Origin of the sequence: Runella limosa DSM 17973, from assembly GCF_000482465.1 — a bacterium.
GTDB lineage: Bacteria > Bacteroidota > Bacteroidia > Cytophagales > Spirosomataceae > Runella > Runella limosa.
Genome location: NZ_KI519426.1, coordinates 62,411 through 86,068 on the forward strand (window position 1 = coordinate 62,411; position 23,658 = coordinate 86,068).

Consider the following 23,658-nt stretch of genomic DNA (forward strand, 5'->3'; position numbering starts at 1 on the left):
GGTTCGGTTAGTTTCGAGGTTCATAGATGTTGGCAGCTACCTTTTCCGTCAGTATTTTGGGGACGTACTTGGGTAGGTGCGCATTGAGGACGTTGAGAAAACCAGGGATGATTTCTGATTTTTTGGCGAACAAACCGTTAATGGCGATTTTGCCTACAGCTTCGGGCGTCATATTCACTTTGGACGCTGTTTTTTTTGTATGTTCACCCATTCTGGCCCGATAGACAAAATCGGTGTCGGTACTCCCAGGGCTGAGGGTCGAAACTGAAAGGTCTGTTTCTCTTAGCTCAAACCGAAGGCTGCGCGTAAACGACAATACCGCCGCTTTGGAGGCCGCATACACCGCTAAGTAGGGGACAGACTGGTAGGCAGTCGTGCTGGCTACGTTGAGCAAATAGGTCTCTCCGTTGTTTTTTAGGATGGAAACAAAGAGATACGAAAGTCGAACGACCGCTTTGAAATTGACATCAACCATGTTGAGTTGTTCCTCGATATTGAGGTCGGTAAATCGCCCCGTCAGTCCAAATCCTGCGTTGTTGATTGCCACTTTTAGCTTGTTTTTGAAAGGAGTTAGCCATTTTTCAATGTTGATGACTGCATCCGCTTCGGATAAATCCTGCACAAAGGTGTGAACACTAAGAGCAGGGTAGCGCCCGCGTAGTTCAGTTTGGGTATATTCGAGCACCTCTTGATCAAAATCGACCAAGAGGAGGTGGTACTGACGCTGCGCAAGTTCGTTGGCGATGGCCTTTCCGATGCCTTTGGCTGAACCTGTTACGAGGGCATATTGGGGTATGTTCATAGGGAAATACGAATGAGTGAATTACGATAAGCGATGGGGCTTATTTGACAACATATTTCGCAAGACGCTGGTAAAAAGGGGTTTTGCTATGTTCATTTTTAGGCACGTATTTTCCTGTCACGATGGGTACATACATGACGCGACGGCGTGACTGTTCGCCCTCAAAAACACTCGCTTCTACCCGATGCCACAAGTCGCCGTCGTGAATGGTCAAATCGCCTGCTTCAATATCGAGGCCTACTTCGTTGACATCGGGCTGGTGATCGATGAATTGTTTTTTGCGGAAAAGCGTCTGAAACACGCCCTGGGTGTGCGTACCCGGTAACACCTTGAGACCCCCGTTGCGGCTTAGGCAGTCATCAAGGTGCGTACCGATATTGAGCATTTTGTGAATCTTTTGTCCTAAAAACAAGTCCCGTGGGCTATCGGTATGCCATCCCATGGAGGTAAACTTGCTGTGTTTGTCTCGAACGTAATGATTAAATACCAGTCCATCTTTTTCGTCTTCACCCACGCGGGCATCGCCGCCGATTAAAGCGGTAAGCGATTGGATACGAGGGTCTTGGATATATTCTCTTAGGATGGGGCTGAATTTGGACGCAAAGCAAATTCGCTGAACCAACGGGCTGCCATCAAGGTCTTTACCAAACTTGAGAGGTACTCCGTTGATTTTTTGTTCGCCATCGGCCAAAATTTGTTCTTCAATTCGCTTGAATTCGTTGAGAAACAACTGAACGGCGTCTTTGGCAATGAAATTTTTGAAGTGCAAAAAACCGTTTTGATTGAAAAACGTGATTTGTTCTTCCGTCAATTTTTCGTTGAATGTAAAGGTCTGAGTGTCTAATCTTTTCATAATTGTATCAGGTTTTTGAATAAATATCAATACTATTGATTTTATAGATTAATTGATAAAAATAAAATGCTAGGCTTAAAAACAAACGTTAGTCAAACACCTCGTCTTTTACTTCGATTCGGAGTTGGTGGGTATTAAAAACGTGCGAATTGGGAGCTACGCTTTTGGTTAAAAATACGCTGCCTCCAATGATGCTGTTTTTACCAATGACGGTTTTTCCGCCCAGAATGGTGGTTCGGGCGTAAATGATGACATTATCTTCTACCGTAGGGTGGCGTTTTACTTCGGCCAGCTCTTTGGCTACTTGCAATGCTCCTAGCGTAACTCCTTGATAAATAGAAACGTTATTGCCGATGATGGCGGTTGCACCAATCACAATACCCGTACTGTGATCAATCATAAACGGGACTCCAATTTTTGCAGCAGGGTGAATGTCCGTTCCCGTGTTTCGGTGGGCATACTCGCTCAAAATCCGTGGCAAAACGGGTACTTTTAAGCGTGTTAATTGATGGGCAATGCGGTAAACAGCAATCGCGTAAAAGCCAGGGTATGAAACGATTACTTCGTGGATGCTCGTGGCGGCGGGGTCAAACTCATAGATTTTGGCGGCGTCGGCTCGCAAATGATGATATACCGTTTCTAATGATTGATAAAAGGCATTTACCGTACCTTCAATATCGGCTTCTGTAGGATCTAAGTAGCTCAATAAAATATTTTCAAGGTCGATTTGATTCTTCTTGAGGATGCCCACGTAGGTTGCTTTTTTGTGCAAACGATTGTTGGGAAAAAGAAACTCAAAAAGGTTAGTCAACCAATCAATCGAATCTTGGATTTTGGGCGTTGCTTCCCATTCGGCTTTGTGCGTATGGTGAAGTTTGTCGATAAATTCCTTTACGTCAGACATAATGAAAAGTTTCAATTCAGAAACCTTATAGGTTTTAAAAACCTATAAGGTTTGGTGGAGAATTTGGGGTTATTTTTTATGTTGTAAACGATAGAGCGTTTCTACCAATGTGTCGATGTCGGCACAGGTGTTGTAGAAAGCCAACGAAGGTCGAACGGTACTTTCCAAGCCAAAACGCCGCAAAATAGGCTGCGCACAATGATGACCCGTACGAACCGCAATTCCTTCTTTATTAAGGGCTTGTCCCACTTCGTCGTTGGTGTACCCCTTCAAGGTAAACGATAAAACACTGGCTTTGTCGGGAGCAGTGCCTACCAACCGAAGTCCTGGGACGTCTTTCAACAAATGGGTAGCGTAGTGTAACAATTGATGTTCGTACTGGTAAATGAGGTTCATCCCTAAGCCCGTGACATAGTCAATGGCGGCACCGAGTCCCACTGCGTCGGCGATGTTTCCCGTCCCAGCTTCAAAACGAGAAGGAGCTGGGTGGTAAACAGTACGCTCAAACGTCACGTCTTTGATCATGTTGCCTCCACCTTGCCAAGGTTGAATCTGATTGAGCAACTCTTCTTTGCCATAGACCACGCCAATACCCGTTGGCCCAAAGACTTTATGGCCCGAAAAGACAAAAAAGTCGGCGTTCAAGTAGCGAACGTCCACGCTCATGTGTGAAACGGACTGTGCCCCATCGACGAGAACTTTTGCTCCAATTTGATGAGCGAGTTCAACGATTTGTTTGGCAGGAGTAACCGTTCCCAAGGCGTTGGAAACTTGCGTAAAAGAAACCAGTTTGGTTCTCGAATTGAGCAACTTAACGTATTCTTCTAAGATTATTTGTCCGTCATCATCCACGGGAATTACGCGCAGGCGTGCGCCTTTTTTCTGCGCCAATTGCTGCCAAGGCACAATGTTGGCGTGGTGCTCAAGGTGGCTGACAATTATTTCGTCACCTGCGTTAATAAATTGTTCTCCAAAACTTTTAGCCACCAAATTAATCGCTTCCGTTGCTCCCCGCACAAATACAATTTCGTTGGTCGAAGCTGCATTCAAAAACGCCCTGACTTTTTCGCGGGCGGCTTCGTAGGCATCGGTAGCGCGAGCAGCTAACTCGTGGGCAGCGCGGTGAATGTTTGAGTTTTCGTGTTCATAAAAATAACTCAAACGATCAATGACCAACTTAGGTTTTTGGGTCGTAGCCGCGTTATCTAACCAAATGAGGGGTTTCCCGTTGACAGTTTCCTGAAGAATGGGGAAATCTCTTTTGATGAGCGCGGCGTCTAACGGGAATTTGGGCGCTGTTTGTAAGCTAGTGCTGGAGGGGGATGTTTGAGATACAGAAGGCAGTTGTGGGACGAAACCACCCTCTAACCCATGCAAAGCATTGCCCGAAAGAAAATAGTAAGGGCTGTCTTTTTGAGGGATTGAAGCAACGTGATTTGTGCCCGAAAGCGCTTCCAATGCCTTTTGTAATTCGGATTCAAACGAAAAATGGGATTGGTAGGGCAACTGTTCTGGGGGTGTTTCCCTTCCCGAACCAATGGAGGAAGGGATAGCGTCACTTTTTAAGTTTTCGTCGGGAAAACTGGTTTGTGGATTCTCCAGATTAATGTTGTTGCCGTGCTGAATCGCTGAGGGCGATGCACCGCTTCCCGCTACGGAGCTAGGAATTCGCCCACCGTTTGAGCTAATGCTGGCAGGTTCAACCACGTGGGGTGATGTCGGTTCTGCACCAGCAGCGACAAAAGCCGTTGGGTCGTGCAGGGTCGGTGAAATTCCAATTCCCCCTAGGGCAGGCGGCGCGGGTGCGCCGTCTGCAAAATAGAAAGGAACCTCATTGGGAGCTCCTGCGTGAACAGGTGCAAGGGCATGAATCGCCTGTTTGGCAAACCCTTGCGCAATCGGATGCTCGCCTGGCAAAGCAGCAAAAAACTGATTTGCCAGTGCTTCCAACGCTGCTACGTCGGGCAGTCCTGTCGAGGTATTAATACTTGTACTCATGGTAGTTGCCGATTTCAACGTCTTCCAAAACTGCAATGGCATCGTCCACCAATACTGCTAACGAGCAGTAAAGTGAAACAAGGTAAGAGGCGATGGCCTTGTCGTTGATGCCCATAAAACGAACCGAAAGTCCAGGGGTTTGCTCGCCTTGTAATCCAGGTTGGATCAGCCCTACTACTCCCTGACGGCTTTCGCCCGTGCGAAGCAAAATGATTTTGGTTTTATTGTTTTGGATAGGAAGCTTGTCCGAAGGAATCAACGGAATGCCCCGCCAAGTGATAAATTGTGAACCAAAAAGGGAAATTGTTGGCGGTGGTACGCCACGGCGGGTACACTCACGACCAAAAGCGGCAATGGCCAACGGATGAAGTAAAAAGAACCCAGGCTCTTTCCAAACTTTGGCAATTAGCTCGTCCAAATCGTCGGGAGTTGGGGCTCCGAGGCGGGTTTTTATTACTTGCGACGGAACGACGCTGTGCAGCAAACCGTATTCTTTGTTGTTGATGAGTTCGCTCTCTTGGCGCTCTTTGATGGTTTCAATCGCCAAGCGCAACTGCTCCGAAATCTGATTGTAAGGCTTGCTGTACAAATCAGAAACGCGGGTGTGAACATCGACAATGGTTTGTACGGCCGACAAGTTATACTCCCGAGGGTTATCAATGTAATCGACAAATGTTTGGGGAAGAACCCGTTCGTCGCGTGCTGAACAATCGACTTCAACGCTGTTGGCGTTTTTGACTTTGTTGAGACGATAAACGCCTGATTCTACAGGAACCCAGTTCAAAAGGCGGGTTAGCCAACGAGGGGTGATGGTCACCATTTGCGGCACGGTGCGGGTCGCAATCGCCAGTTGCCTAGCAGCTACGTCGCCTAATGCCGTTTGTTTGTTTTTGTTGGATGTGTCTGACATAAGATGGATTTATTTTAATGCGATTTTTACGGCCCGTTCAATTTCTTTTTCTGATACAGCATATTCAAAGTCCTTGTCAACGTAGTCATAGACGATGTATCGGTTTCGGCTTATGACAAATGTGGCAGGGAAAGGTACATCTTCCGAAATCCCCGCAATGCGGTCCCAAACGGGTTCAAATTCGGAATAGACCCCCAGCGCTTCACTGATTTTATTGTTTAAATCTTGGACTATGTTAAATTCAATGCCGTAATCTTGGACTGTATGAACAATGTGTTTGAATTGCTCAGTGCTGATAACGAGCATATTAGCTCCTAGTTTTGAGATGGCATCAAATGCTTTGTTGAGGCGGTCGAGGTGGGTTGCGCCGTATTTTTCCCAAGCAGGACTGTATGTACTTAGTACCAAAGGGCCTTCGTTTAGCAAATCGTGCAGATAGAAAAAACTATTTGATTCCAAATAGACGGGCAAGTTTTGCCATACACCTACCTCCGCATTGACCCGAATGTTGGGGAGAAGTCCGCGATTTTTTACGGGCTGTACTTTTTGATAAGAAGTTGGTAATGACGAGATAAAATAATCTTCTCCAATGTTTTTTATGATGGCTCTCATGTTGTATTAAGAATTTGGGAGGTAAATGTTTCCGTAGAGTAAGCGTAGGTATTGGCGTTCGATACTTCGTAGGTAAATCAATGCGGCTACCAACAAGCCCGCCGAAAGTACAAAAGTGGTCGGACTAGGGTAGTAGTAATAAACGACACTCATCAAACTACCAATCCGTAGGTATTCGAGGTAAAATACCCATCGGCGTTGTTCTAAAATGGCACCACTGTTGACCAGAGTCAATAAAATAAATAAAGAGATAGCGAGCTGCACTGGCAGCGGAACGTATTGTTCTAGCAACAAAAACCAAAAGAGTAAAAAGAGCGTAAAAGCCATTTGACCCAGTACATAACCCTTAAATCGGTGCGTGGGAGCTTGTACTTTTCGATGAGATAAAAAAAGGATTTCCGCTTTTGACCTCATTCGTTCATCAAACTCGGCAGGTTTCCCAAATACGACTTTTAGTTTGTTCCAGAACCCTTTTTGTGATGTCACGGCAAGTCCTAGTTCGACAAAAAAGTGAAAGTGTTGCCATAAAAAGCTGTGACTTCCGAGTGGTTTTGTCAAGCCATATACTGGCGCCTCGGTTTCCTTGGCAAACGTTCCAAACAATTTGTCCCAAATGATGAACATATCTCCGTAGTTTTTGTCGAGATACTGTTCATTGGCTGCGTGGTGAACGCGGTGGTGCGACGGCGTTACTAAAATATATTCTAAGATTCCTAGTTTTCCAATGAGCTGTGTATGCGTAAAAAAGGGATAAATTCCGTGAATGATAAGTACGACCGTAATCATTTCCGCTGGAAAACCGATGATGGGAATGATGGTCCAAAAGAATGTTCGGGCTACCGCCTGAATGATGGTGATTCGGGTACCCGTAGTTAAATTAAAATCTTCGCTTTGGTGATGTACGACGTGGGCCGCCCAAAAAATATTTACTTCATGGCCGAGCCGATGGTACCAATACCACAAAAAGTCAGTAAACAACAATAAAAGAATCCAATGAAGCAGTGTCGGTTGGATGTCAAGTAGTGCAAAATGTTGATGCAAATAGTCATAGACAAAGTAAAAACCTCCTGCGGTAAACAGGTCAATTAAGCGTTCGGCAATCCCAACGTTGAGGTTAGCAATGGTTTCATTAAAGTGAAAATACTTTTTCCCTGTTTTTCTAGCTATAAAGTATTCTAATGCAATAAAAAATAAGAAAAGGGGAACAGCAAAAGCAAAGATGTTGATGTTCATGGCGTTGAGCATTAAAACAAAGTCAAAATATTGCGTAGGCTAAGAAGTACAATAACGATTCCAACAATCACCATTAAGATTTTGGGGTTTACTTTCCCGCAAACATAAGCGGCAAAAGGAGAAGCAATAACACCTCCAAGAAGCAACCCGATAACGACACGCCAGTTATCAATGCCAATCATTAGGGTAAACATTCCAGCTCCAGCGGCTGCGATAAAAAACTCTGCGGTATTGACCGAACCAATTGTATAGCGAGGGTCACGTCCGCTACCAATCAAGGTAGAGGTAACAACAGGCCCCCAGCCACCGCCTCCTACAGCATCGACAAAGCCACCAAGGAGTGCCAACGGCCCGACGTATTTGGTTTTTGTTTTGGCTTTTTTCTTACCCAAGGCTTTACGAATGACGATGACACCCATCACAAGTAAGTAGATGGAAATGTAGGGTTTAATCAAATTGCCATCAAACGAACTCAAAATATAAGCACCCGTTACAGCACCTATGATGCCTGGGATGAGCAAAAGTTTGAACAGTTTTTTGTTGACATTCCCAAACTTCCAATGCGACAAGCCCGAAGCACCGCTCGTAAAAACTTCCGCAATGTGTACACTCGCACTGGCAGCTGCGGGAGGCACGCCCAAGCTCAACAACAGTGAAGTAGAGCTGATGCCGTAGGCCATTCCTAGAGCCCCATCAATGGTTTGGGCCAGAAAACCTGCTCCAATAAAAAGGAGGGTTTCGGAGGTAAATAAGTCCTCAAAACTCAGTTTCAGGTTGGCTCCCCAAAGCTGCCATCCTCCCAGACCCACAGCGGCTACTAAGATAAAAGCAAAAAGCCCGAAGAGAAGGTAATCACCTCCAAATACTCTCTTTTGAACGGATGTCTGTGCCATGGTTGTGTTTGTTTAAGGTTTGAACGAGGGTCAAAAATGAAACCCTCGTTCAAAATACGGTGAGATTATAGCGTGTATCGAAGCGTTACGCCGTAGGTACGTGGATCACCCAAAATACCCCCAATTTGTCCAGCACTTCCTGGCGCTACCAAAAGCTGCTCGTAGTAGTCTTTGTTACCTAAGTTTCTTCCCCAGATAAAGATAGACAAGCCATTTGATGCCCTGAAACCTACTCGGCCGTTGAGCAACGCGTAGCCTTCAATGTCTAAGAAAGCCGAAGGAGAAGGGCTTGACGAGAATGTAGAGCGGTAATACACATCAAGACCACCGAAGAAATTGCCTTTTAGTCCCAATAAACTTCCTTTGCCCGTAATTTCGGTACCAAGCGACCCTGCGTATTTTGAAATACCTGGTAACTGACCTCCTGAAACATCTTTGAAAGCTTGAGGGCCACCTACTTCTTCAATAGGAACTGGAGCGTTGGTAAATTTCACGTACTTTCCGTCGGTGTAAGCAAAAGCACCCGTAAATGAGATGTGATTGTTTGCTTTGATGTTTCCATCTATTTCCAAGCCAATTACTCTTACACGTTCTGCATTGGCCAAGTACCCTCTGTTTACCCCAGGTTCAGGGGTTTGTACTTGCGTTTGGTAATCTTTTATGTCGGTATTGTGAAATACGATGTTCAACACGGAGTTGGCAGAAGGCTTGGTTTTTACCCCAAATTCAAGGTGAGAAACTGCTTCTGGTTTAACAGTCGCCAATTCCGTCAATACCCGACCGCTTGCCGTTGGCAAACCACCTACGTTGACACCAATTGGTTTATAGCTCAGTGAATACGTACCGAAAGCATTGACGTTTTTGTTGAATTTGTACTGTACCGTTAACTGGCCAGAAAAATTACCCTCAGAGGCATCAATATCAAAGGTTTGGTTGCTATATACGCCGTTTTTGAGGGCCAATAAAGCGGCATCGGTGGTTTGTAAGCCGCCGTAGGTAACGCGGCTGTAGTTGGCTTTCTTGGTGTCGTTGTTGTATCTAATACCTGGTAAGATGTGCAATTTGTCGGTGATTGACCAGTCAGCTTGCGCAAATAATGCTACGCTGGATGACTTGATGCCGTAGGTAGTTTTGATACCAAAATTATCAAACAAGCCAGGAGTTTTCCAAAGCGCACTGGTAGAGCTTTGGGCAAAACGCCACTGTGCTGAACCTGCTTCTTCGGTATGCACTGGGTCTGTTCTTAGGTCTTGCCACAAACCAAAAGCACCAATTACACCGCTGAGTTTGTCATTGATTTTTCCTGAATATCTGAATTCTTGCGAAAACTGGTCATGGGCAGAGGTTCCTGATGATATGGTGAAAGAAGGCAAGCCAGTGTAGTCACGGTCGTTGAGCGGATCCCACTTCCAATAACGCCAAGCCGTTGTTGAGGTCAAAGTTCCTTTACCGATTTTAAAGTCTGCATTCAAGGACAATCCACCTAATTGGTTGCCAGCTCTTGACGGCGTATCTAAGTCTAATATTCTTTCAAAGGCACTTTGGTAAGGCAATTTATAATTCAAATCGGCAATGATGGCGTTGAATTGACGGTAAGCTGCGCGTTGGGTAGTGACTACTTTGGCGACTGGCCAGCCGTATCCCACTGGTTTTTGGTCGGTGATGTCGGCGATAAAAGTGATGTTTATCTTTTCAGTTGGTTTGTACAAAAACTGTGTTCTGACGCCGATATTGTTGATGTCATTGATGTTGGTTTGGGTGCGAGTATTATAAAACAATCCATCTCTTTGCGTACCCGAAAATGAAACCCTTGCCGCTAGTTTTTTACTCAATGGGCCTGAGATTGAAGTTTTTGCTTGAATGTAGCCGTAATTTCCGTAACTAAGTTCAAAGCTGGCGGTTGGGTCAAAAGAAGGAGCGCGTGAGGTTACGTTGAACGCACCCGCAGTGGTATTTTTTCCAAATAATGTTCCTTGTGGCCCGCGAAGTACTTCTACTTGGTCGATGTCAATAAAATCAAGGGCAGTAGCTGCTGGACGAGCGTAATAAACACCATCAACGTAGTAACCAACCCCAGGGTCGATTCCGTCGTTGGTTAATCCGTATGTTGAACCTAATCCTCTGATATTGAGGGTAGTGTTGCGGGCGTTTGAGGCATAAAACTGAACAGTGGGTACCAATTCTTTCAAACGGTTGACGTTGAATGCACCTTGGTCTTCAACGGATACACCGCGTATTACCGAAATCGGAATGGGAATGTCTTGCACCGACTCTTGACGACGACGCGAGGTAACCACCACGTCTTCAAGTTGGTTAGAACCTGCTTCCAAACGAATCTCAACTTTAGGTTCGTTGACGATAAGTTCGCGGGTTTTGTACCCAATGTAAGTGACAATGAGGGTAAATGGAAGTTTTTGTCCCGTAACGAGTCTGAACTCACCGTTAGCATCGGTAGAAGCACCGTTGGTTGTTCCCTTGATAGAGACCGAAGCACCAATGAGGCGTTCGTTGGTGACGGCATCGATGACGGTTCCTGATAAGGTAGCATTAATAATGGGGGTGTTTTGCGCTTTCGATTGAATTACAATAAATAGTAAGCCTATCGAATAAAGTACATTTAAAACGTGTTTCATAATCGTGGTGAATTGGACAGTTTTTGGTGGTTGTTATGTGTTTTTAAATAAATACTTATACCCTATCGAATATATGTATTATTAGGACTTTTAAATGGCCAGAGATTTTTTTCTCTGGCCATTGTTGCTGGTCGCAAAGGTCTAACAGCGATTAGTTAAATCCAAACATTTTATAAAAAATATTTTTTATATAGATTAGGTGATTTAATTAAAGTGCTTGATAATCAACAGGCTTTACACGAAAAGAGGCGACTTTTCAGCCGCCTCTTTTCGTGTAAAAATATAAAATTAATTACTACTTATTTCTACCTGTCGAAATCATTGCACAACGGAAACCAATCATAGCCGTCGAAGAATCTTGTGATAAGAAACGGCGCGTACCTGGCGACAACCAATAAGCTACGTCGTTCCAAGAGCCTCCTTTATACACACGGAGTTTGTCGTTGATTACTGAGTTGTTACCTTTTACGTCATAGCGTTTTTCTTCGTCCAAGAAACCATCACGACGCAACGGGTTCAAGTCTTTGAAGTCCATTGATGACAACGGGCGATAAACGTCATACACCCATTCGTTTACGTTTCCAGCCATGTTGTACAAACCAAAGTCGTTGGCAGGATATTTATAAACCTCTTCCGTGATAATGGCACCGTCGTTTGACTTACCAGCAATACCCGCATAGTCTCCTTTGGCACGCTTGAAGTTGGCCATCATTTCTCCTTTGTGTTTGCCACGTGGGTTACGGAGTGAAGAGCCATCCCAAGGGTAAATACGTTGGTTCGACTGGTTTTCATCGGCGTACTGTGTACCAATCATTGCTTTGGCGGCATATTCCCACTCCGCTTCGGTTGGAAGGCGATAGTTCGGTAGCACGTAGCCACTTTCTACCGCAGGACGAGCGTTGGTGCTCATCAATGCTTCTGACTCAGCCATGGCTTGGCCTTTTTTCTTCTTACCACCTAGCGACGATTTCTTTGGTTTGCCCGTAGCCTGTTTAGCTAGGTTATCGTTCACAAAGTTTGTACGCCAGATAGAATAGTCGTTTGCTTGCACCCACGAAACGCCCACCACAGGATACATACGGAAACCTGGGTGACGGAAGTAATACGTTACGTACGAGTCGTTGAACGACAAAGGATCGTACCAAACCGTTGTGTCAGGAAGTGCTTTAGAGGCTACCTCAGCCGATGAGTCGCGCTGTACGTAATGGAGGTATTCGAGGTAGTTGAGGTTGGTAATCTCGGTTTCATCCATGTAGAAAGACTGTACACTGACCGTACGCTCACGATTGTCACGAGAGTTCATCACATCCTCTTCCAACGCCCCCATGGTAAAACGACCTCCTTCGATAAACACAAGGTTAGGACCTACCACTTGCGATTTGTAAGGCATTACTGCGAAGCCTTCTGGTTCGGCAGACGTTGCTGCAACACCTTTCTTCCCTTTTTTAGACTTGCCACCGTTTTTGGTAGCAAAATCCACGTTCGTTGCTGTACTTTTCTTGCCTGGATTGAGGCTTGAAGGTTGTTTCGACTTACAAGCACTGAACAGCACTGTGGCTGAGAGCACCCAAATCGCCGCTTTCATACTGAATTTGACCATTTAGATTAAATAGTTAATCGTTATTAGTTATCCTTGTAATCGTTAATTACGAATTTTTGTACCTGAAATGTTTGTTTATTAACTCGGCAAAAGTACAATTATTGCCTTAAAAGAACTAAGAATCCGTCGATTTGTTGTCTATCAATAACTTTGCCAAACTTCAAAAAGGCCATTTTTCTTGTTTTTCCGTTCAAATAACGAATCCTATTTTGACCGTATTGTCATAAGTAAAAAAAGATTTTCAATAAAATGTCTCTTCGCTTTCCTCTGTCACACCTACGCTGTTTGCAGTTTCGCTACTTTTGGCTTGGCATCATTTGTTGGGGGGCAAGTACCACAACTAACGCCCAAACACCCGATTCGATTGCGTTGGAAGTGAAATTTGCCCTTAACTATTTGGAAAAGAGCCAATGTGCGTTCACCATTGAGGGCAAAGAATATGCAGGCGAATGGCCCGCATTCATGCAAATGCACACGCGTTTTGTCTTGTTAGGTACACGCCACAAGTACCGAGACTCAAACAGTTTTACCACAATAGGTATTCATAACCTGTTGGCTGAAATGTATTTGTCGGACACCGCTTTGCAAAAAATTCGCCCCATGCTGCTCAAAGCCTACCCCGAAATTTGTTCGTACGCGACTCATTTGGAATTTAATTTTTGGAAAAAATTGCCACCCAATCGTGACTTACAGCACGGGGCAGAACCGCAACCTGTGCCCTTAGTGCGGCGCCCAACGCAGTATAAATTAAATTCTCGCTATATCAATAATGCTGCCAACGTCGAAAATGATGCCGATGATACGGCTTCGGGGAACTTGGCGATTTGGTACCACAACCGCATTTTTGGAACGAATGACAGCTTGGTAAGTCATCGGCTTTTTGACGCGTTTTTGGACGAAAATCGTAAAAATCGCCATTGGTACAATTACCTATTTAATGGCATCCCTAACTCAAGTGCTTACATGACTTGGCTGGGAAAGGAGGCGGAATTTAAGCGTTGGAATATCTTAAAAACGATTGGACACAACCAGACGTTTTTTCTAAAAAGCAGTATTTGTTACCCAACGCCTTATCAACCCTACATTCCGTACGGTACCAACGACCTCGACGCCGTGGTGAATGCCAATGTACTGACTTATTTGGCAAAAAAAGGAGAACTGACCCAAAGCCGAGGGAGGGTAGGGGCAAAAAATTTTATTGAACACCAGGCAAAAATGCAGCGCTGGCGGCGAGCGGCGACGTATTATCCCAATCGCTACCATTTTCATTATGCGGTCGCAAAAGCGTTGGCTGCGGGCGATTCTTCGTTACGACCAACCGCCGAAATCATGTTAAGTCACCTCGTGGCGTCGCAGCGGGACAATGGAAGTTTTCGGAGTCGTCGAAAAGTAAATCACCGAGATGTGGTGCAGTCGTCGGCTTATGCGCTGTTGGCACTGTTGTATTTTAAAGAAGCAGGAGTCGATGTGCCTAAAGAAAAAATAGGGTTGTTGGTGCAGTTTTTAAGTCGCCAAAAACAGCAGGAAAAAGACCAAATTTATTGGAAAGGGGGCGTGTTTTTTTCGGGAGGAACGGTGGTGCGCAATGTGCTGTACTTTACATCCGATGCCTACACAACGGCACTGATTGCCTTGGGATTTCAGAAATTCCTCCAACTTTATTGAGCGCTTCCTACAGTGGGAGGTGCGGGTTGAATGGTGATTTTAAGCAGGGTTTGGGCGCTACCGATGGCTAATGCGGTGTTTTCGGAAGTAAAAACGGCTTCGTAAATGCTAAATTGGTCGTTGAGTTTTATGCCAAAACGTTTATATTTTCCTGCGTTGTCGCCCAATAAAATTTGGCCGTTACAGGCAGTATAGAGCTCGTATTTGTGGTTGGTCACGCGCCCCCAAACCAAGCCCGAAAGTGGGATTTCGGAACGCTGGCGATTACGATGAACCCGCCCTTTTTTACCAATCCACCCACCCATGGCTACGTACTGGGACGGGCTGTCAAACTGAATTTCGTGAAAAATACTATTGCCTATTTTTTCCTGACGTTTCCATTGGTCGTTTGACAGGGCGTACAAAAAAGTCTTGTTTGGGGTGTACATCAAGGCATATACTTGCTGATTATGAGGATTATACTTAACGCACCAAACCATTTGAAAAGGATTGCTATAGACTTTTTTCCAAGTGCGACCACGGTCAATGGATTTGAGAATAAAACCCAAAGGAACGGTTTTCTGAGAGTGGGCAATGGCCGAATTGCCACCGCAGATGAACGCCGTTGAGTCGTTGACGACGGCCATGTTGTAAAAACAAGCTTTTTCGTAGCCTTTCACCCGTATTACTTCCCACGTTTTTGACACTAAATTGTGTTTATAAATCACTCCCTTGTCGCCGCAAGCAATCAGATTTTGGTCGTCGAAGCGGTCAAACTTATAAATATCAACGTGTTGGTTGGGGTACGAAATGTCGGATAATTGGCCGTGGGCGTCGCTGGCTTTGAGGGTGCCGTATTTTCCGCCAATCCAAAATTGGTTGGCAACGGGAATAATATCATAAAAAGAAGAGTCACTAAAGGACGTTCCTTGTTGGAGAACTTGGATATTAACCTCTTGGGCACAAACGGCCAAGGCGGTTAAGAGTAGGAGGATGATAGACGTTATTTGGGCTGTAAATTTCAACTATACGAGTTTTTTCTTTCCTGCAAAAATACGCAGTGGGCGGTTCTTTCCCAACTATCCTAAAGACAACTTACTGGGCTTTTACCACTATGGAAAGAATAAAACAAAAAAACGCGCTATTCCAAGGCAGATGGAATGGCGCGTTTTCCTTATGGTACTATCTATTAGTGAAGAGCGTGACGCATACGGGTGGCGTTGTTTTTGACTTTGCGAAAGAACAAGTCACGGTGTGCTTGATCTACGTTTGTGTTGAATCCATCCTGTTTGGGATGATAAGTTGAATAAAGCAACGCCGATGAAACTGCAAGTCCGATGAGTCCGACGCCCATGATTATTAACAAAATGAGAGCTTCCATACAATTGAACAGTTTTTAAGTGAAACATCAACAAAAACGTAGTGCAGGGGTGCTAAACCGTTCCTCTACGGATAAGTCCTATGAGAAACGAGATAACGGCAAATACCAAGAGAATGTGAATAAGACCAGAAGCACTGTAGGCAAAAGCGCCAATTAACCAGCCTATTACTAAAATGACAGCGATAATATACAAGAGAGAGCGCATGATTGAAAATAGTTTTGGGTGGAAAAATTGATTGATGCTCAGTGAGTTAAAAACGTCGTTCCAAGGCTAAATAGCCCAAAAAATGGGGAAAATGAGGTAGGTAGTGTGGGGAAATGTGGAAGAAATGCCACAGTTGGGGCAAACAATGGCTTTGGAACGCGTGTTTTACCAATAATACAAAACATGAAAAACTATGAAAGCACAGATGAATAACCTAGGCGTCAAGACTTTACAGTTGCTTAACTGGGTCTTTTTTGTAGTAATGATTGCGGCCAACTACCTTGCCGTAGCGCTACCTTTAAACCATAAAACCACGGGACAGCTTTCTGACCAATATCCCAATTTGTTTGTCCCTGCGCCCCTCACATTTTCCATTTGGGGAGTGATTTATCTTCTCCTTTTTTGGTTTTGTGTCAAGCAAAGTAAGTCGATGTTTCAAAGAAATGTGGGTCCAGCCACGGGCGAAACAGTCAGAAGTATAGGGTTAGGTTTTGTAACGACCTGCTTTCTGAATGCCTCTTGGATTTGTTTGTGGCATTTTGAGTACATCGCCATTTCGGTAGTCGTTATGGTGTTGTTATTGGCCCAATTGGTTCAAATCAACCGTAAAATAGATGGTATTGCCCCTGCGCTTACGCTCGGAAGTCGGGTAGCACTAAAAGCACCATTTGGGATGTATTTGGGCTGGATTTGTATTGCCACCATTGCCAACGTGACGGCCTATTTGGTGAGTTGGGGCTGGACAGAAAACGAAGTGTCGTGGGCAAGTACGATGGTTGTTATTGGGGCCATTGTGACGGGTATTGCACTCAACCTACTGCGTAATGGTTACCTGAGCCTTTCAGTTTTGTGGGCTTTTACGGGCATACTCATTGCACGTCATCAAGCAGCAGAGTACCACCGTATTTTGGTGTGGGCCACGGTGTTTGCTATGCTGCTTGTGGTGGGTGCGTTGGCGATTGAGCTATTGCGGTCGTTGTTCCGAAAAACAATCATTCGGCCATTTCCTCCTCAGCAAAGGACGTATATTTCGCAAGTGGAAACATCACAGTAAAAGTGGTGCCTTTCCCAAGCTCAGATTCGACTTCGACCGTCGCTTGATGCGAATGTAAAATGGTAAGCGTAGCGGCCAATCCCAGTCCTAAACCGTTTGTTTTTGAGGTAAAATAAGGCTCAAACAAACGGTTTAGGTTTTCTGGACTAATGCCCGAGCCATTGTCTTGGACTTTGACAAAACAGGTTTCGTCGGCAGTATGGGAAACGATGGTCAGCACGCCCGATTCGGGTTCCATGGCCTCGATGGCATTGATAATAAGATTGAGTAGGGCAATTTTAATCTTTGACGCATCCAATTCTAAAAAGCACGCTTGTCCAAATTCTTTAACGAGCGTTATTTTTTTCAGATTGATGCGGTCGATGGCCTCAGCGAGCGCTGCTTCCAAAATATCTTGGATAGAAACGTGTTTGAGAATCGTCTCTTGGGGTTTAAACGAATTGAGGAGTTCGGTGATGAGGCCGTTGATTCGGTGGCCGTTACGTCGAATAATGTCCGTAAAAAGGCGCAAATCTTCGTCTTCAAGCTCGGGTTCTAGCTGGTCAAGCGACAAGTGTATGTTGGTAAGGGGATTCCGAACTTCGTGGGCAAGCGTACGTACAAGACGGGCGGTAGAAGCGGCTTTTTCGGCCAATAATCGGTCTCGCTCAAGTTTTTTTCGGGTTGTAATGTCCTGAATAACAATCATAATGTACGGAAGTCCTTCGCTGTCGGTATGTTTGCTGATGTGAAGCGAGCACAGTATCCGTTCATTGTTTTTTCGGATCAAGAGGGCATCGAAATGGTCCAGCGAATCGCGGTGCTCCAGGGCTTGTACGTAGCGATCATAATCAGAAATGGTGACAAACAACTCACGAAAATGGAGCTGTCGAATGTCTCTTTCGTCAAACCCAAGGAGGGTGAGGGCAGCGGTATTGTGGTAAAAAATGAGTCCATTTGGGCGCTTCAAAAGAACCGCATCTTTCATGTGTTCAAAGATGCTGCGCAGCCTGGTTTCGCTTTCTCGCAGCCGCCGAACACTTTCTGCACGCTCCAACGAATACCGAATACACCGATTTAATTTCTCAGAATCCAACTCACTTTTAACCAGATAATCCATCGCCCCAAGACGCATGGCTTCGAGGTCGATGTGCTGGTCGCCTTTGCCCGTAAGTAGCACAATGGGACAGCTTACGCCCCTTTCGAGGGCCATTTTGAGCAAGTCGATACCCGTTTTTGCCCCCAACAAAAAATCAAAAAAACACAGATCGAAGTTATCCTGCGTGAGTTTTTTGATGCCCTCATTGAATGAATTTGCCCAAGTGATGTCAAACTTCTTGGAAGGTATTTCTTTGATATAATCGGAGGTTAAATAAAAATCGTCTTCGTCGTCATCAACGATGAGGAGTTTGAGGGTTTCGGTGCTCATGTGCGTTAAAAAAGCTTACTTACGATTTTGAGGAAGTTGAACAATATCAAGCCAGTAGTGGCCGAGGGTTCGGGCTATTTCGGTAAATTCGGTAAATGTTACGGGTTTGGTAATAAAACTATTTACCCCCAATTGATACGTTTTTAAGACGTCTTGTTCGGCTTTGGACGTAGTGAGGGCAACGATTGGTATGGTACGCAGCGTTTCGTCTGACTTAATTTCCTTGAGAGCTTCGCGACCGTCCATTTTGGGCATGTTGAGGTCAAGCAAAATAAGCGAAGGCCGTGGTGCATCGGCGGGTTCGGCGTATTTGTTGCGTTTTTTGAGGTAATCAAGCAACTCAAGACCGTCGTTTACGAAGCGAATATCTATATAAGAACGGGCTTCTTCAAAGGCTTCTTTGGTGAAAAGTTGGTCGTCTTCGTCGTCTTCAGCGACCAAAATTAATGCTCGATTTTTGCTGTAGTGGGTGTCTTGTGTTTCCAAAATAGTTTTTAAATAGGGTTAATGAGAGGTAGTTATTTGACAGGCAAGTAAAAGACGAACTCGGCGCCTTGCTCTTCTTGGCCTTTGGCTTCGATATATCCTTGGTGGGTTTCCACAATTTTTCGGCAAATGGCCAAGCCCAAGCCCGTTCCTTCGTATTCTGAGCGTCCATGAAGCCGTTGGAAAATCCCAAAAATGCGTTGATTGTATTCGGGCGCAAAGCCAATGCCGTTGTCTTTGACCGAAAATTTATAATAATTAAGCTCGGAATTAAGCTGAGGATTGTACTTTATGTCATTTTTACTGACTGCAACTGCCGAAATTTCAATAATTGGTTTGCTGTCTTTTTTGCTGAATTTCAGGGCGTTGTCGATGAGATTTTGAAATAATTGACGCATCTGAACGGGTTGGGCGTCCACCGTTGGTAAGTCACCAATCGTGATGGTGGCTTGTTTTTCTTGGACTTTCAGTTCTAGGTCTTCAAGTACTTGTTTGATAACCTCTTGTAGCGAAACCGTTTGTGGCGATTCCATCTGACGCGATGCCCGCGAATAGGTCAGAAGCCCTTCAATGAGGTTGTTCATCCGTTGGGCGGCATTGGTCATGCGGCCGAGCAAAAAACGCCCGTCGTCACCGAGACTTTCTTGGTATTTCTTTTCGAGACGTTCGCCAAACGCAATGATTTTGCGCAGGGGTTCTTGTAAATCGTGGGACGCTACGTACGCAAATTGCTCCAACTCACGGTTACTTTTATTGACAGCTTCGAGCTGTCGTTCAAGTTCGCGTTTATAAATTTCAAGCTGAGTGACGTCAATGCAAACCCCAACGATTTTTTGGACTTTCCCGTGTTCGTCAAAATGGCTTTTTGCCCGAATAGAAATGTACTTTAAATCACCATTTTTATCAACCAAGCGGTGGTTGAGTTCGTTGATGGCATTTTGTCCAGCCAATAATTCAGCCGCAAAATCATCAATGGCCTTGATGTCGCTAGGGTGTCCAAACTGATTATAAAATCCTTCGGGAACAGTGTGGCTGGGGCAAGTGCTTGAGTCAATACCTAGCAAGTGAAACATGCCCTCCGACCAGCGAAAACTTTGTTCTCCCAACTGCCATTCCCAACTTCCAAATTTAAAAATAGATTCTGCTTCTTCCATCTGCGCTTGCTGACGTTCGAGCTCGACTATTTTGGTGGCGAGTTCGTCTTCGTAGCGTTTGGTCAGGGTAATGTCCGAAACGGTTCCAATCAGCGAAAAGCTTTGCTCATTAAAAAAAGCATGGGTGCGAAGCAAAACTTGTTTGTGATGGCCATTGGTGTCAATCATCCCGTGTTCTATTTCATAGTACGGGTCTTTGGAAGCGAGGTGGGCTTGGGCAATGGCTTGGACGCGCTCACGCTCCTGAGAGGGAATCAGCTCCGAGTAAGTTTGATACGGAACAAAGCTGTCGGGGTAGTCTTTGACGGACAGCCCCGTAATATCAAAAACACCGTTGGACCAATACACCTTGTCGTTGGCGGGGTAATTGCTTACAGCCCATGAGCCAAACCTAAGCGCGCGTTCGGTATCTTCAATGTGTTGTTGTTTTTTATAAATTGTTTGCTCCCTGAGTTGCGACTGAGTGACGTCTTCGGCAGTGAGAATCAGGTAGTGGTTGTTGCCTTCTTCGTCTTTTTTAAGGACAGTGCCACGGTTACGAAGCGTAAGAATTTCGCCATTTTTGTGGCGAAATCCCATCATAAATTCTACATTTTCTCCAATCTGAAGGTTGTTGAATTTTTCTGAGATTTGCTTTGAGAAATTAGCACGGTCTTCAATAATCATAATCGGCCCAAACGTGTCGCCCATTTCGTGAATATCGTCGAGCGAATACCCCAGCAATTCGGTGACTCGGTCACTGACAAATGCTAACTTGTTGATTTTTAAATCAATCACGTAAATAAGGTCAGGTAGAATACGACAAAGTAATTCTACTTGGCTTCCAATCAAGTCGAGCTGAAATGTTTTAAGCGGATTATCGTAGGGTACGGTCATGGTATCTTAAATGCCAAAAACAGCTAGGAGTCCTAGCTGTTTAAGTTGAGGCTTTTCATTTTGTTATAAAGCGTTTTTCGGTCGATGCCCAAAGCGGCGGCGGCTTTACTTTTATTGAAATTAACCTGCTTCAACACATTCAAAATCATTTCGTATTCGGCTTCCAACGCGGCGGCTTTTAGGTCGGTTTTGTTAAACGCGGCTTTCGCGGCTACGGGTACCGCAACGACGGGTTGGGGCGGTGCATAAATGGGTACTTCCACGGGCGACGACGGTACTGGGGCTACCGCAGGGGGACTGGGTTCCAAAAATAGCAATCGGCTGTAATTCAGCAATTCAAACGGGAGCGTTCGGGCTTCTATCATATTGCCCTCGGAGAGGAGCGTGGAACGTTTGATGACGTTTCGCATCTCGCGGAGGTTGCCAGGCCAAGGGTATTCTTCAAACGCCTGAATCACTTCGGCCGAAAAACCACGGACATTTTTCCCCAATTCTTCGTTGGTTTTATCAAGAAAAAACTGAGCAAATGCCATGAGGTCTTGCTTGCGATCACGAAGTGGGGGAACGTCGATGCTAAACTCGTTGAAACGGTAGTACAAATCTTCGCGGAATTTTCCTCGGCGGGCGGCTTCGATGAGGCGCTCGTTGGAGGCGACAATGATGCGTACGTCCACTTCGAGTTCGCGATTTCCGCCGATTCGGCGCACTTTCCGTTCTTGCACCACGCGCAACAACGACACCTGAACATCGTAGGGCAAATTGCCGATTTCGTCCAAAAAGAGCGTGCCACCATTGGCCATTTCAAAATGACCTATTTTTTGGGTGAGTGCGCCCGTAAAAGACCCTTTTTCGTGCCCAAACAACTCACTCGCAGCCAAGTCACGAGAAATAGCCCCGCAGTCCATGGCCACAAACGGTCCGTTGGCACGCTTGCTCCGACGGTGGATTTCGAGGGCAACGGCTTCTTTTCCTGAGCCACTTTCGCCGTAAACGAGTACGCTATAATTGGTCGGGGCAACCAAGTCAACTTGTTTGTACAAATGCTGAGATTCGGGGCCATTTCCTAAAATGTAGGCAGGAGCGGGGCCGCTGCTTTTTTTACGGGGCGAAGATGGGTTGTTGGTTTCTTCTTCGACCGAAGCCGCCGTAGGCACAATGTGGTGGGTGGGCTGGCTGAGGGCTTTTTTGATGGTCAACAGAATTTCGTCGGGAAAAAGGGGCTTAGTAATGTAATCATAAGCACCCTGTTTCATGACGTTGATGGCCACTTTTATGTCGGAATAACCCGTAATAATGAGCACAGGAACGTAAGGAAACCGCTCTTTGATTTGGGCTAAAATTGTAACGCCGTCCATATCTCCTAGCTTGAAATCCGTCAAAACAAGGTCTGGACGAAAGTCGTCGAGGGTGGCCAAGCCAGTGACACCATTGTGCGCAATGGCCACATCAAACCCATTTTTACTTAAAAAGCGGCGTAAAAGTAAGCAGATGTCGGTGTCGTCGTCGATGACTAAGATTTTTTGTGCCATGAGATGCAAAAACTAATTAAAATCAAGTAAGTACGTTATAAAACTCGCCGCATGGTTGCGGACGGAATATCGAGTAAATCGCGGTATTTGGCAATCGTTCTACGGGCCAATGAATACCCTTGTTGGGCCAAGAGCTCCGTCAATTGGGTATCGTTGAGCGGCTGCGATTTGTCTTCTTGCCCCACCAACGTAACCAAAGCGGATTGAATCTGGCGATTTGAAACTTCTTCGCCGTTGTCGGTTTTAACCCCCTCGGTAAATAAGTCTTTTAAATGAATAATTCCAAACGGTGTTTGGGCATATTTTCCACTTGTGGTTCGCGAAATGGTTGATACATCCATTTTGATGCGTTCGGCAATATCGCGCAATACCATTGGTTTCAAGTACCGTACATCACCCGTTAAAAAATAATCGCGCTGCAAATTAACAATGGTGCGCATGGTTTTGAGCATGGTCGCTTCGCGTTGCAAAATGGCTTCGATTAACCACTGGGCCGCCGAAATCTTTGAGTTGACGTAACTAGCCGCCGAGCGCGATGTGCCCACGGATTTGGCATAATCGGTATTGACCTTCAGCGGAGGAATCCCGCGTGTGTTAAGTCCAACTTCGATGGCCTCGTTTTCGACTGTTATGATATAATCTGGCACAATGGTTTCTTTCAGTACCATGGCCGAACTGCTGCCGCCGTCCACAATTGGGTAGGGGCGGAGGGTACTAATGAGCGCAATTGCCTCTTTCAATTCGTGCTGTTGCAGGCCGCTCATGCGCATAATTTTATCATAATTACGGGCCGCCACTTCCTCAAAAAGGTCATCGACCAGCCACGAAGCTACGCCCGCAGCGGGGCTTTTTTCGCGGGCCAACTGCATCAACAGGCAATCTTTTAAATCGCGTGCGCCCAAACCAATGGGCTCCATTTTTCGAAGGCAATCAACCAAAAAATGCACATCTTCTTCTTCCACAAATACCCCCGTCGTAAACGAAACGTCATCCGCTAGGGTACTTACCGAAGCGGGCAAATAGCCTTGGTCGGTGAGGGAATCTATCAGAAAATCAGCAAGTTGTAGTTGTTTTTCTGAAAAAGGTAACAAGTGAAATTGTTCTTTTAATTCACTTCGCCAATCGGTGGTTTCGACCACTACAGGCGTATATATTTTGTCGTCGTCGGCGGCATGGTCAATGCGCGTCCGATAATCAGGTAAGTCATCGTTGCTAAACTCGTCCCAGTCCATGTAGTCTTGGGTACGGTCTTCGGCTTGTGGGCTCGACGAAAACTCCGCGTCGTTCGCCTCTCCGTCTTGTTCGTCGTTTTGGCGTTCTTCCAAGAGCGGATTTTCTTCCAACTCGTTTTTGATGTACTGCTCAAGCTCCAGAGAATTCAATTGCAAAAAATTGAGCAACTGAATTTGGGAGGGCGAGATTTTAAGCGTTTGCTTTTGCGATTGTAACAGGTTAAAGGCAGGTGCGGCCATGGTGTGGTATG

20 protein-coding genes and 1 pseudogene are annotated in these 23,658 nt (G+C 45.5%); 3 read left to right on the forward strand and 18 right to left on the reverse strand.

Features of this window, described 5'->3' with window-relative positions; genetic code table 11:
• Positions 1–7 precede the first annotated feature (7 nt).
• The 4 genes from K339_RS0124920 to K339_RS0124935 all read right to left on the reverse strand — a co-directional run bounded on the left by K339_RS0124920 (position 8) and on the right by K339_RS0124935 (position 4,557).
• Positions 8–802, reverse strand: coding sequence for an SDR family NAD(P)-dependent oxidoreductase (locus tag K339_RS0124920; protein ID WP_028526040.1), 795 nt, complete (start codon positions 800–802; stop codon positions 8–10).
• Positions 803–842: 40 nt separating this feature from the next.
• Positions 843–1,655, reverse strand: a complete 813-nt coding sequence (locus K339_RS0124925) for a phytanoyl-CoA dioxygenase family protein (protein WP_028526041.1) — start codon at positions 1,653–1,655, stop codon at positions 843–845.
• Between the two features lie 88 nt (positions 1,656–1,743).
• Positions 1,744–2,559 (reverse strand): serine O-acetyltransferase, encoded by an 816-nt coding sequence (locus tag K339_RS0124930; RefSeq protein WP_028526042.1) that lies wholly within the window; start codon positions 2,557–2,559, stop codon positions 1,744–1,746.
• A 69-nt stretch (positions 2,560–2,628) separates the two neighbouring features.
• On the reverse strand, positions 2,629–4,557 hold the full coding sequence (locus tag K339_RS0124935; RefSeq protein ID WP_028526043.1) for a family 2A encapsulin nanocompartment cargo protein cysteine desulfurase: 1,929 nt from the start codon (positions 4,555–4,557) through the stop codon (positions 2,629–2,631).
• Here K339_RS0124935 and K339_RS38135 point away from each other — a divergent pair.
• On the forward strand, positions 4,556–4,618 hold the full coding sequence (locus tag K339_RS38135) for a hypothetical protein (RefSeq protein ID WP_374754684.1): 63 nt from the start codon (positions 4,556–4,558) through the stop codon (positions 4,616–4,618). The genes K339_RS0124935 and K339_RS38135 overlap by 2 nt on opposite strands.
• Here K339_RS38135 and K339_RS0124940 read toward each other — a convergent pair.
• The 6 genes and pseudogenes from K339_RS0124940 to gldJ all read right to left on the reverse strand — a co-directional run.
• A pseudogene (locus tag K339_RS0124940) lies at positions 4,610–5,467 on the reverse strand (family 2A encapsulin nanocompartment shell protein); the annotation flags it as partial. The gene K339_RS38135 and the pseudogene K339_RS0124940 overlap by 9 nt on opposite strands.
• Positions 5,468–5,476: 9 nt before the next feature.
• The gene (locus tag K339_RS0124945; RefSeq protein WP_028526045.1) at positions 5,477–6,079 is read right to left on the reverse strand and encodes a redoxin domain-containing protein; all 603 of its coding nucleotides are present in this window, start codon (positions 6,077–6,079) and stop codon (positions 5,477–5,479) included.
• 6 nt (positions 6,080–6,085) lie between these two features.
• Positions 6,086–7,312: a sterol desaturase family protein gene (locus tag K339_RS0124950; protein ID WP_028526046.1), complete on the reverse strand. Its 1,227-nt coding sequence runs from the start codon at positions 7,310–7,312 to the stop codon at positions 6,086–6,088.
• 11 nt (positions 7,313–7,323) lie between these two features.
• The gene (locus K339_RS34730; protein ID WP_051398238.1) at positions 7,324–8,205 is read right to left on the reverse strand and encodes a sulfite exporter TauE/SafE family protein; all 882 of its coding nucleotides are present in this window, start codon (positions 8,203–8,205) and stop codon (positions 7,324–7,326) included.
• A 65-nt stretch (positions 8,206–8,270) separates the two neighbouring features.
• Complete coding sequence (locus tag K339_RS0124960; protein ID WP_028526047.1) at positions 8,271–10,838, reverse strand: TonB-dependent receptor; 2,568 nt, start codon at positions 10,836–10,838, stop codon at positions 8,271–8,273.
• A 295-nt stretch (positions 10,839–11,133) separates the two neighbouring features.
• Complete coding sequence (gene gldJ, locus K339_RS0124965; protein ID WP_028526048.1) at positions 11,134–12,438, reverse strand: gliding motility lipoprotein GldJ; 1,305 nt, start codon at positions 12,436–12,438, stop codon at positions 11,134–11,136.
• A gap of 249 nt (positions 12,439–12,687) precedes the next feature.
• Here gldJ and K339_RS0124970 point away from each other — a divergent pair, with 249 nt between their 5' ends.
• A complete protein-coding gene (locus tag K339_RS0124970; RefSeq protein WP_037301872.1) occupies positions 12,688–14,103 on the forward strand; it encodes a prenyltransferase/squalene oxidase repeat-containing protein in 1,416 nt (471 codons plus the stop codon).
• On the opposite strand, the gene K339_RS0124975 is transcribed toward K339_RS0124970, so the two are convergent.
• The 3 genes from K339_RS0124975 to K339_RS37295 form a co-directional block, all read right to left on the reverse strand.
• Complete coding sequence (locus tag K339_RS0124975) at positions 14,097–15,107, reverse strand: WD40/YVTN/BNR-like repeat-containing protein (RefSeq protein ID WP_028526050.1); 1,011 nt, start codon at positions 15,105–15,107, stop codon at positions 14,097–14,099. The two genes, K339_RS0124970 and K339_RS0124975, sit on opposite strands and share 7 nt — an antisense overlap.
• Before the next feature lie 164 nt (positions 15,108–15,271).
• Complete coding sequence (locus K339_RS0124980) at positions 15,272–15,463, reverse strand: hypothetical protein (protein WP_028526051.1); 192 nt, start codon at positions 15,461–15,463, stop codon at positions 15,272–15,274.
• Between the two features lie 52 nt (positions 15,464–15,515).
• Positions 15,516–15,668: a lmo0937 family membrane protein gene (locus K339_RS37295; RefSeq protein WP_157607738.1), complete on the reverse strand. Its 153-nt coding sequence runs from the start codon at positions 15,666–15,668 to the stop codon at positions 15,516–15,518.
• Positions 15,669–15,861: 193 nt separating this feature from the next.
• Here K339_RS37295 and K339_RS34735 point away from each other — a divergent pair, with 193 nt between their 5' ends.
• Positions 15,862–16,722, forward strand: coding sequence for a TspO-related membrane protein (locus K339_RS34735; protein WP_211243842.1), 861 nt, complete (start codon positions 15,862–15,864; stop codon positions 16,720–16,722).
• Here K339_RS34735 and K339_RS34740 read toward each other — a convergent pair.
• From K339_RS34740 to rpoN, 5 genes are read right to left on the reverse strand one after another with little or no spacing between them, the layout of a single operon-like run.
• Positions 16,661–18,130, reverse strand: a complete 1,470-nt coding sequence (locus K339_RS34740; protein ID WP_051398239.1) for a hybrid sensor histidine kinase/response regulator — start codon at positions 18,128–18,130, stop codon at positions 16,661–16,663. The two genes, K339_RS34735 and K339_RS34740, sit on opposite strands and share 62 nt — an antisense overlap.
• A 15-nt stretch (positions 18,131–18,145) precedes the next feature.
• Positions 18,146–18,616 (reverse strand): response regulator, encoded by a 471-nt coding sequence (locus K339_RS0124995; RefSeq protein WP_211243843.1) that lies wholly within the window; start codon positions 18,614–18,616, stop codon positions 18,146–18,148.
• A gap of 32 nt (positions 18,617–18,648) precedes the next feature.
• Positions 18,649–20,646 carry a PAS domain-containing sensor histidine kinase gene (locus K339_RS36220; protein WP_051398240.1) on the reverse strand — a complete coding sequence of 666 codons (1,998 nt, stop codon included), beginning with the start codon at positions 20,644–20,646 and terminating at the stop codon, positions 18,649–18,651.
• Positions 20,647–20,678: 32 nt separating this feature from the next.
• Positions 20,679–22,175, reverse strand: coding sequence for a sigma-54-dependent transcriptional regulator (locus tag K339_RS0125005; protein WP_028526053.1), 1,497 nt, complete (start codon positions 22,173–22,175; stop codon positions 20,679–20,681).
• A 35-nt stretch (positions 22,176–22,210) separates the two neighbouring features.
• A complete protein-coding gene (gene rpoN / locus K339_RS0125010; RefSeq protein WP_028526054.1) occupies positions 22,211–23,647 on the reverse strand; it encodes an RNA polymerase factor sigma-54 in 1,437 nt (478 codons plus the stop codon).
• Positions 23,648–23,658: the final 11 nt, after the last annotated feature.

Excerpts from the sequence above, each read along its gene's own strand:
- K339_RS0124920 (WP_028526040.1), bottom strand. The coding sequence starts at position 802 with ATGAACATACCCCAATATGCCCTCGTAACAGGTTCAGCCAAAGGCATC.
- K339_RS0124925 (WP_028526041.1), bottom strand. The coding sequence starts at position 1,655 with ATGAAAAGATTAGACACTCAGACCTTTACATTCAACGAAAAATTGACG.
- K339_RS0124930 (WP_028526042.1), bottom strand. The coding sequence starts at position 2,559 with ATGTCTGACGTAAAGGAATTTATCGACAAACTTCACCATACGCACAAA.
- K339_RS0124935 (WP_028526043.1), bottom strand. The coding sequence starts at position 4,557 with ATGAGTACAAGTATTAATACCTCGACAGGACTGCCCGACGTAGCAGCG.
- K339_RS0124945 (WP_028526045.1), bottom strand. The coding sequence starts at position 6,079 with ATGAGAGCCATCATAAAAAACATTGGAGAAGATTATTTTATCTCGTCA.
- K339_RS0124950 (WP_028526046.1), bottom strand. The coding sequence starts at position 7,312 with ATGAACATCAACATCTTTGCTTTTGCTGTTCCCCTTTTCTTATTTTTT.
- K339_RS34730 (WP_051398238.1), bottom strand. The coding sequence starts at position 8,205 with ATGGCACAGACATCCGTTCAAAAGAGAGTATTTGGAGGTGATTACCTT.
- K339_RS0124960 (WP_028526047.1), bottom strand. The coding sequence starts at position 10,838 with ATGAAACACGTTTTAAATGTACTTTATTCGATAGGCTTACTATTTATT.
- gldJ (WP_028526048.1), bottom strand. The coding sequence starts at position 12,438 with ATGGTCAAATTCAGTATGAAAGCGGCGATTTGGGTGCTCTCAGCCACA.
- K339_RS0124970 (WP_037301872.1), top strand. The coding sequence starts at position 12,688 with ATGTCTCTTCGCTTTCCTCTGTCACACCTACGCTGTTTGCAGTTTCGC.
- K339_RS0124980 (WP_028526051.1), bottom strand. The coding sequence starts at position 15,463 with ATGGAAGCTCTCATTTTGTTAATAATCATGGGCGTCGGACTCATCGGA.
- K339_RS37295 (WP_157607738.1), bottom strand. The coding sequence starts at position 15,668 with ATGCGCTCTCTCTTGTATATTATCGCTGTCATTTTAGTAATAGGCTGG.
- K339_RS34735 (WP_211243842.1), top strand. The coding sequence starts at position 15,862 with ATGAAAGCACAGATGAATAACCTAGGCGTCAAGACTTTACAGTTGCTT.
- K339_RS34740 (WP_051398239.1), bottom strand. The coding sequence starts at position 18,130 with ATGAGCACCGAAACCCTCAAACTCCTCATCGTTGATGACGACGAAGAC.
- K339_RS36220 (WP_051398240.1), bottom strand. The coding sequence starts at position 20,646 with ATGACCGTACCCTACGATAATCCGCTTAAAACATTTCAGCTCGACTTG.
- K339_RS0125005 (WP_028526053.1), bottom strand. The coding sequence starts at position 22,175 with ATGGCACAAAAAATCTTAGTCATCGACGACGACACCGACATCTGCTTA.
- rpoN (WP_028526054.1), bottom strand. The coding sequence starts at position 23,647 with ATGGCCGCACCTGCCTTTAACCTGTTACAATCGCAAAAGCAAACGCTT.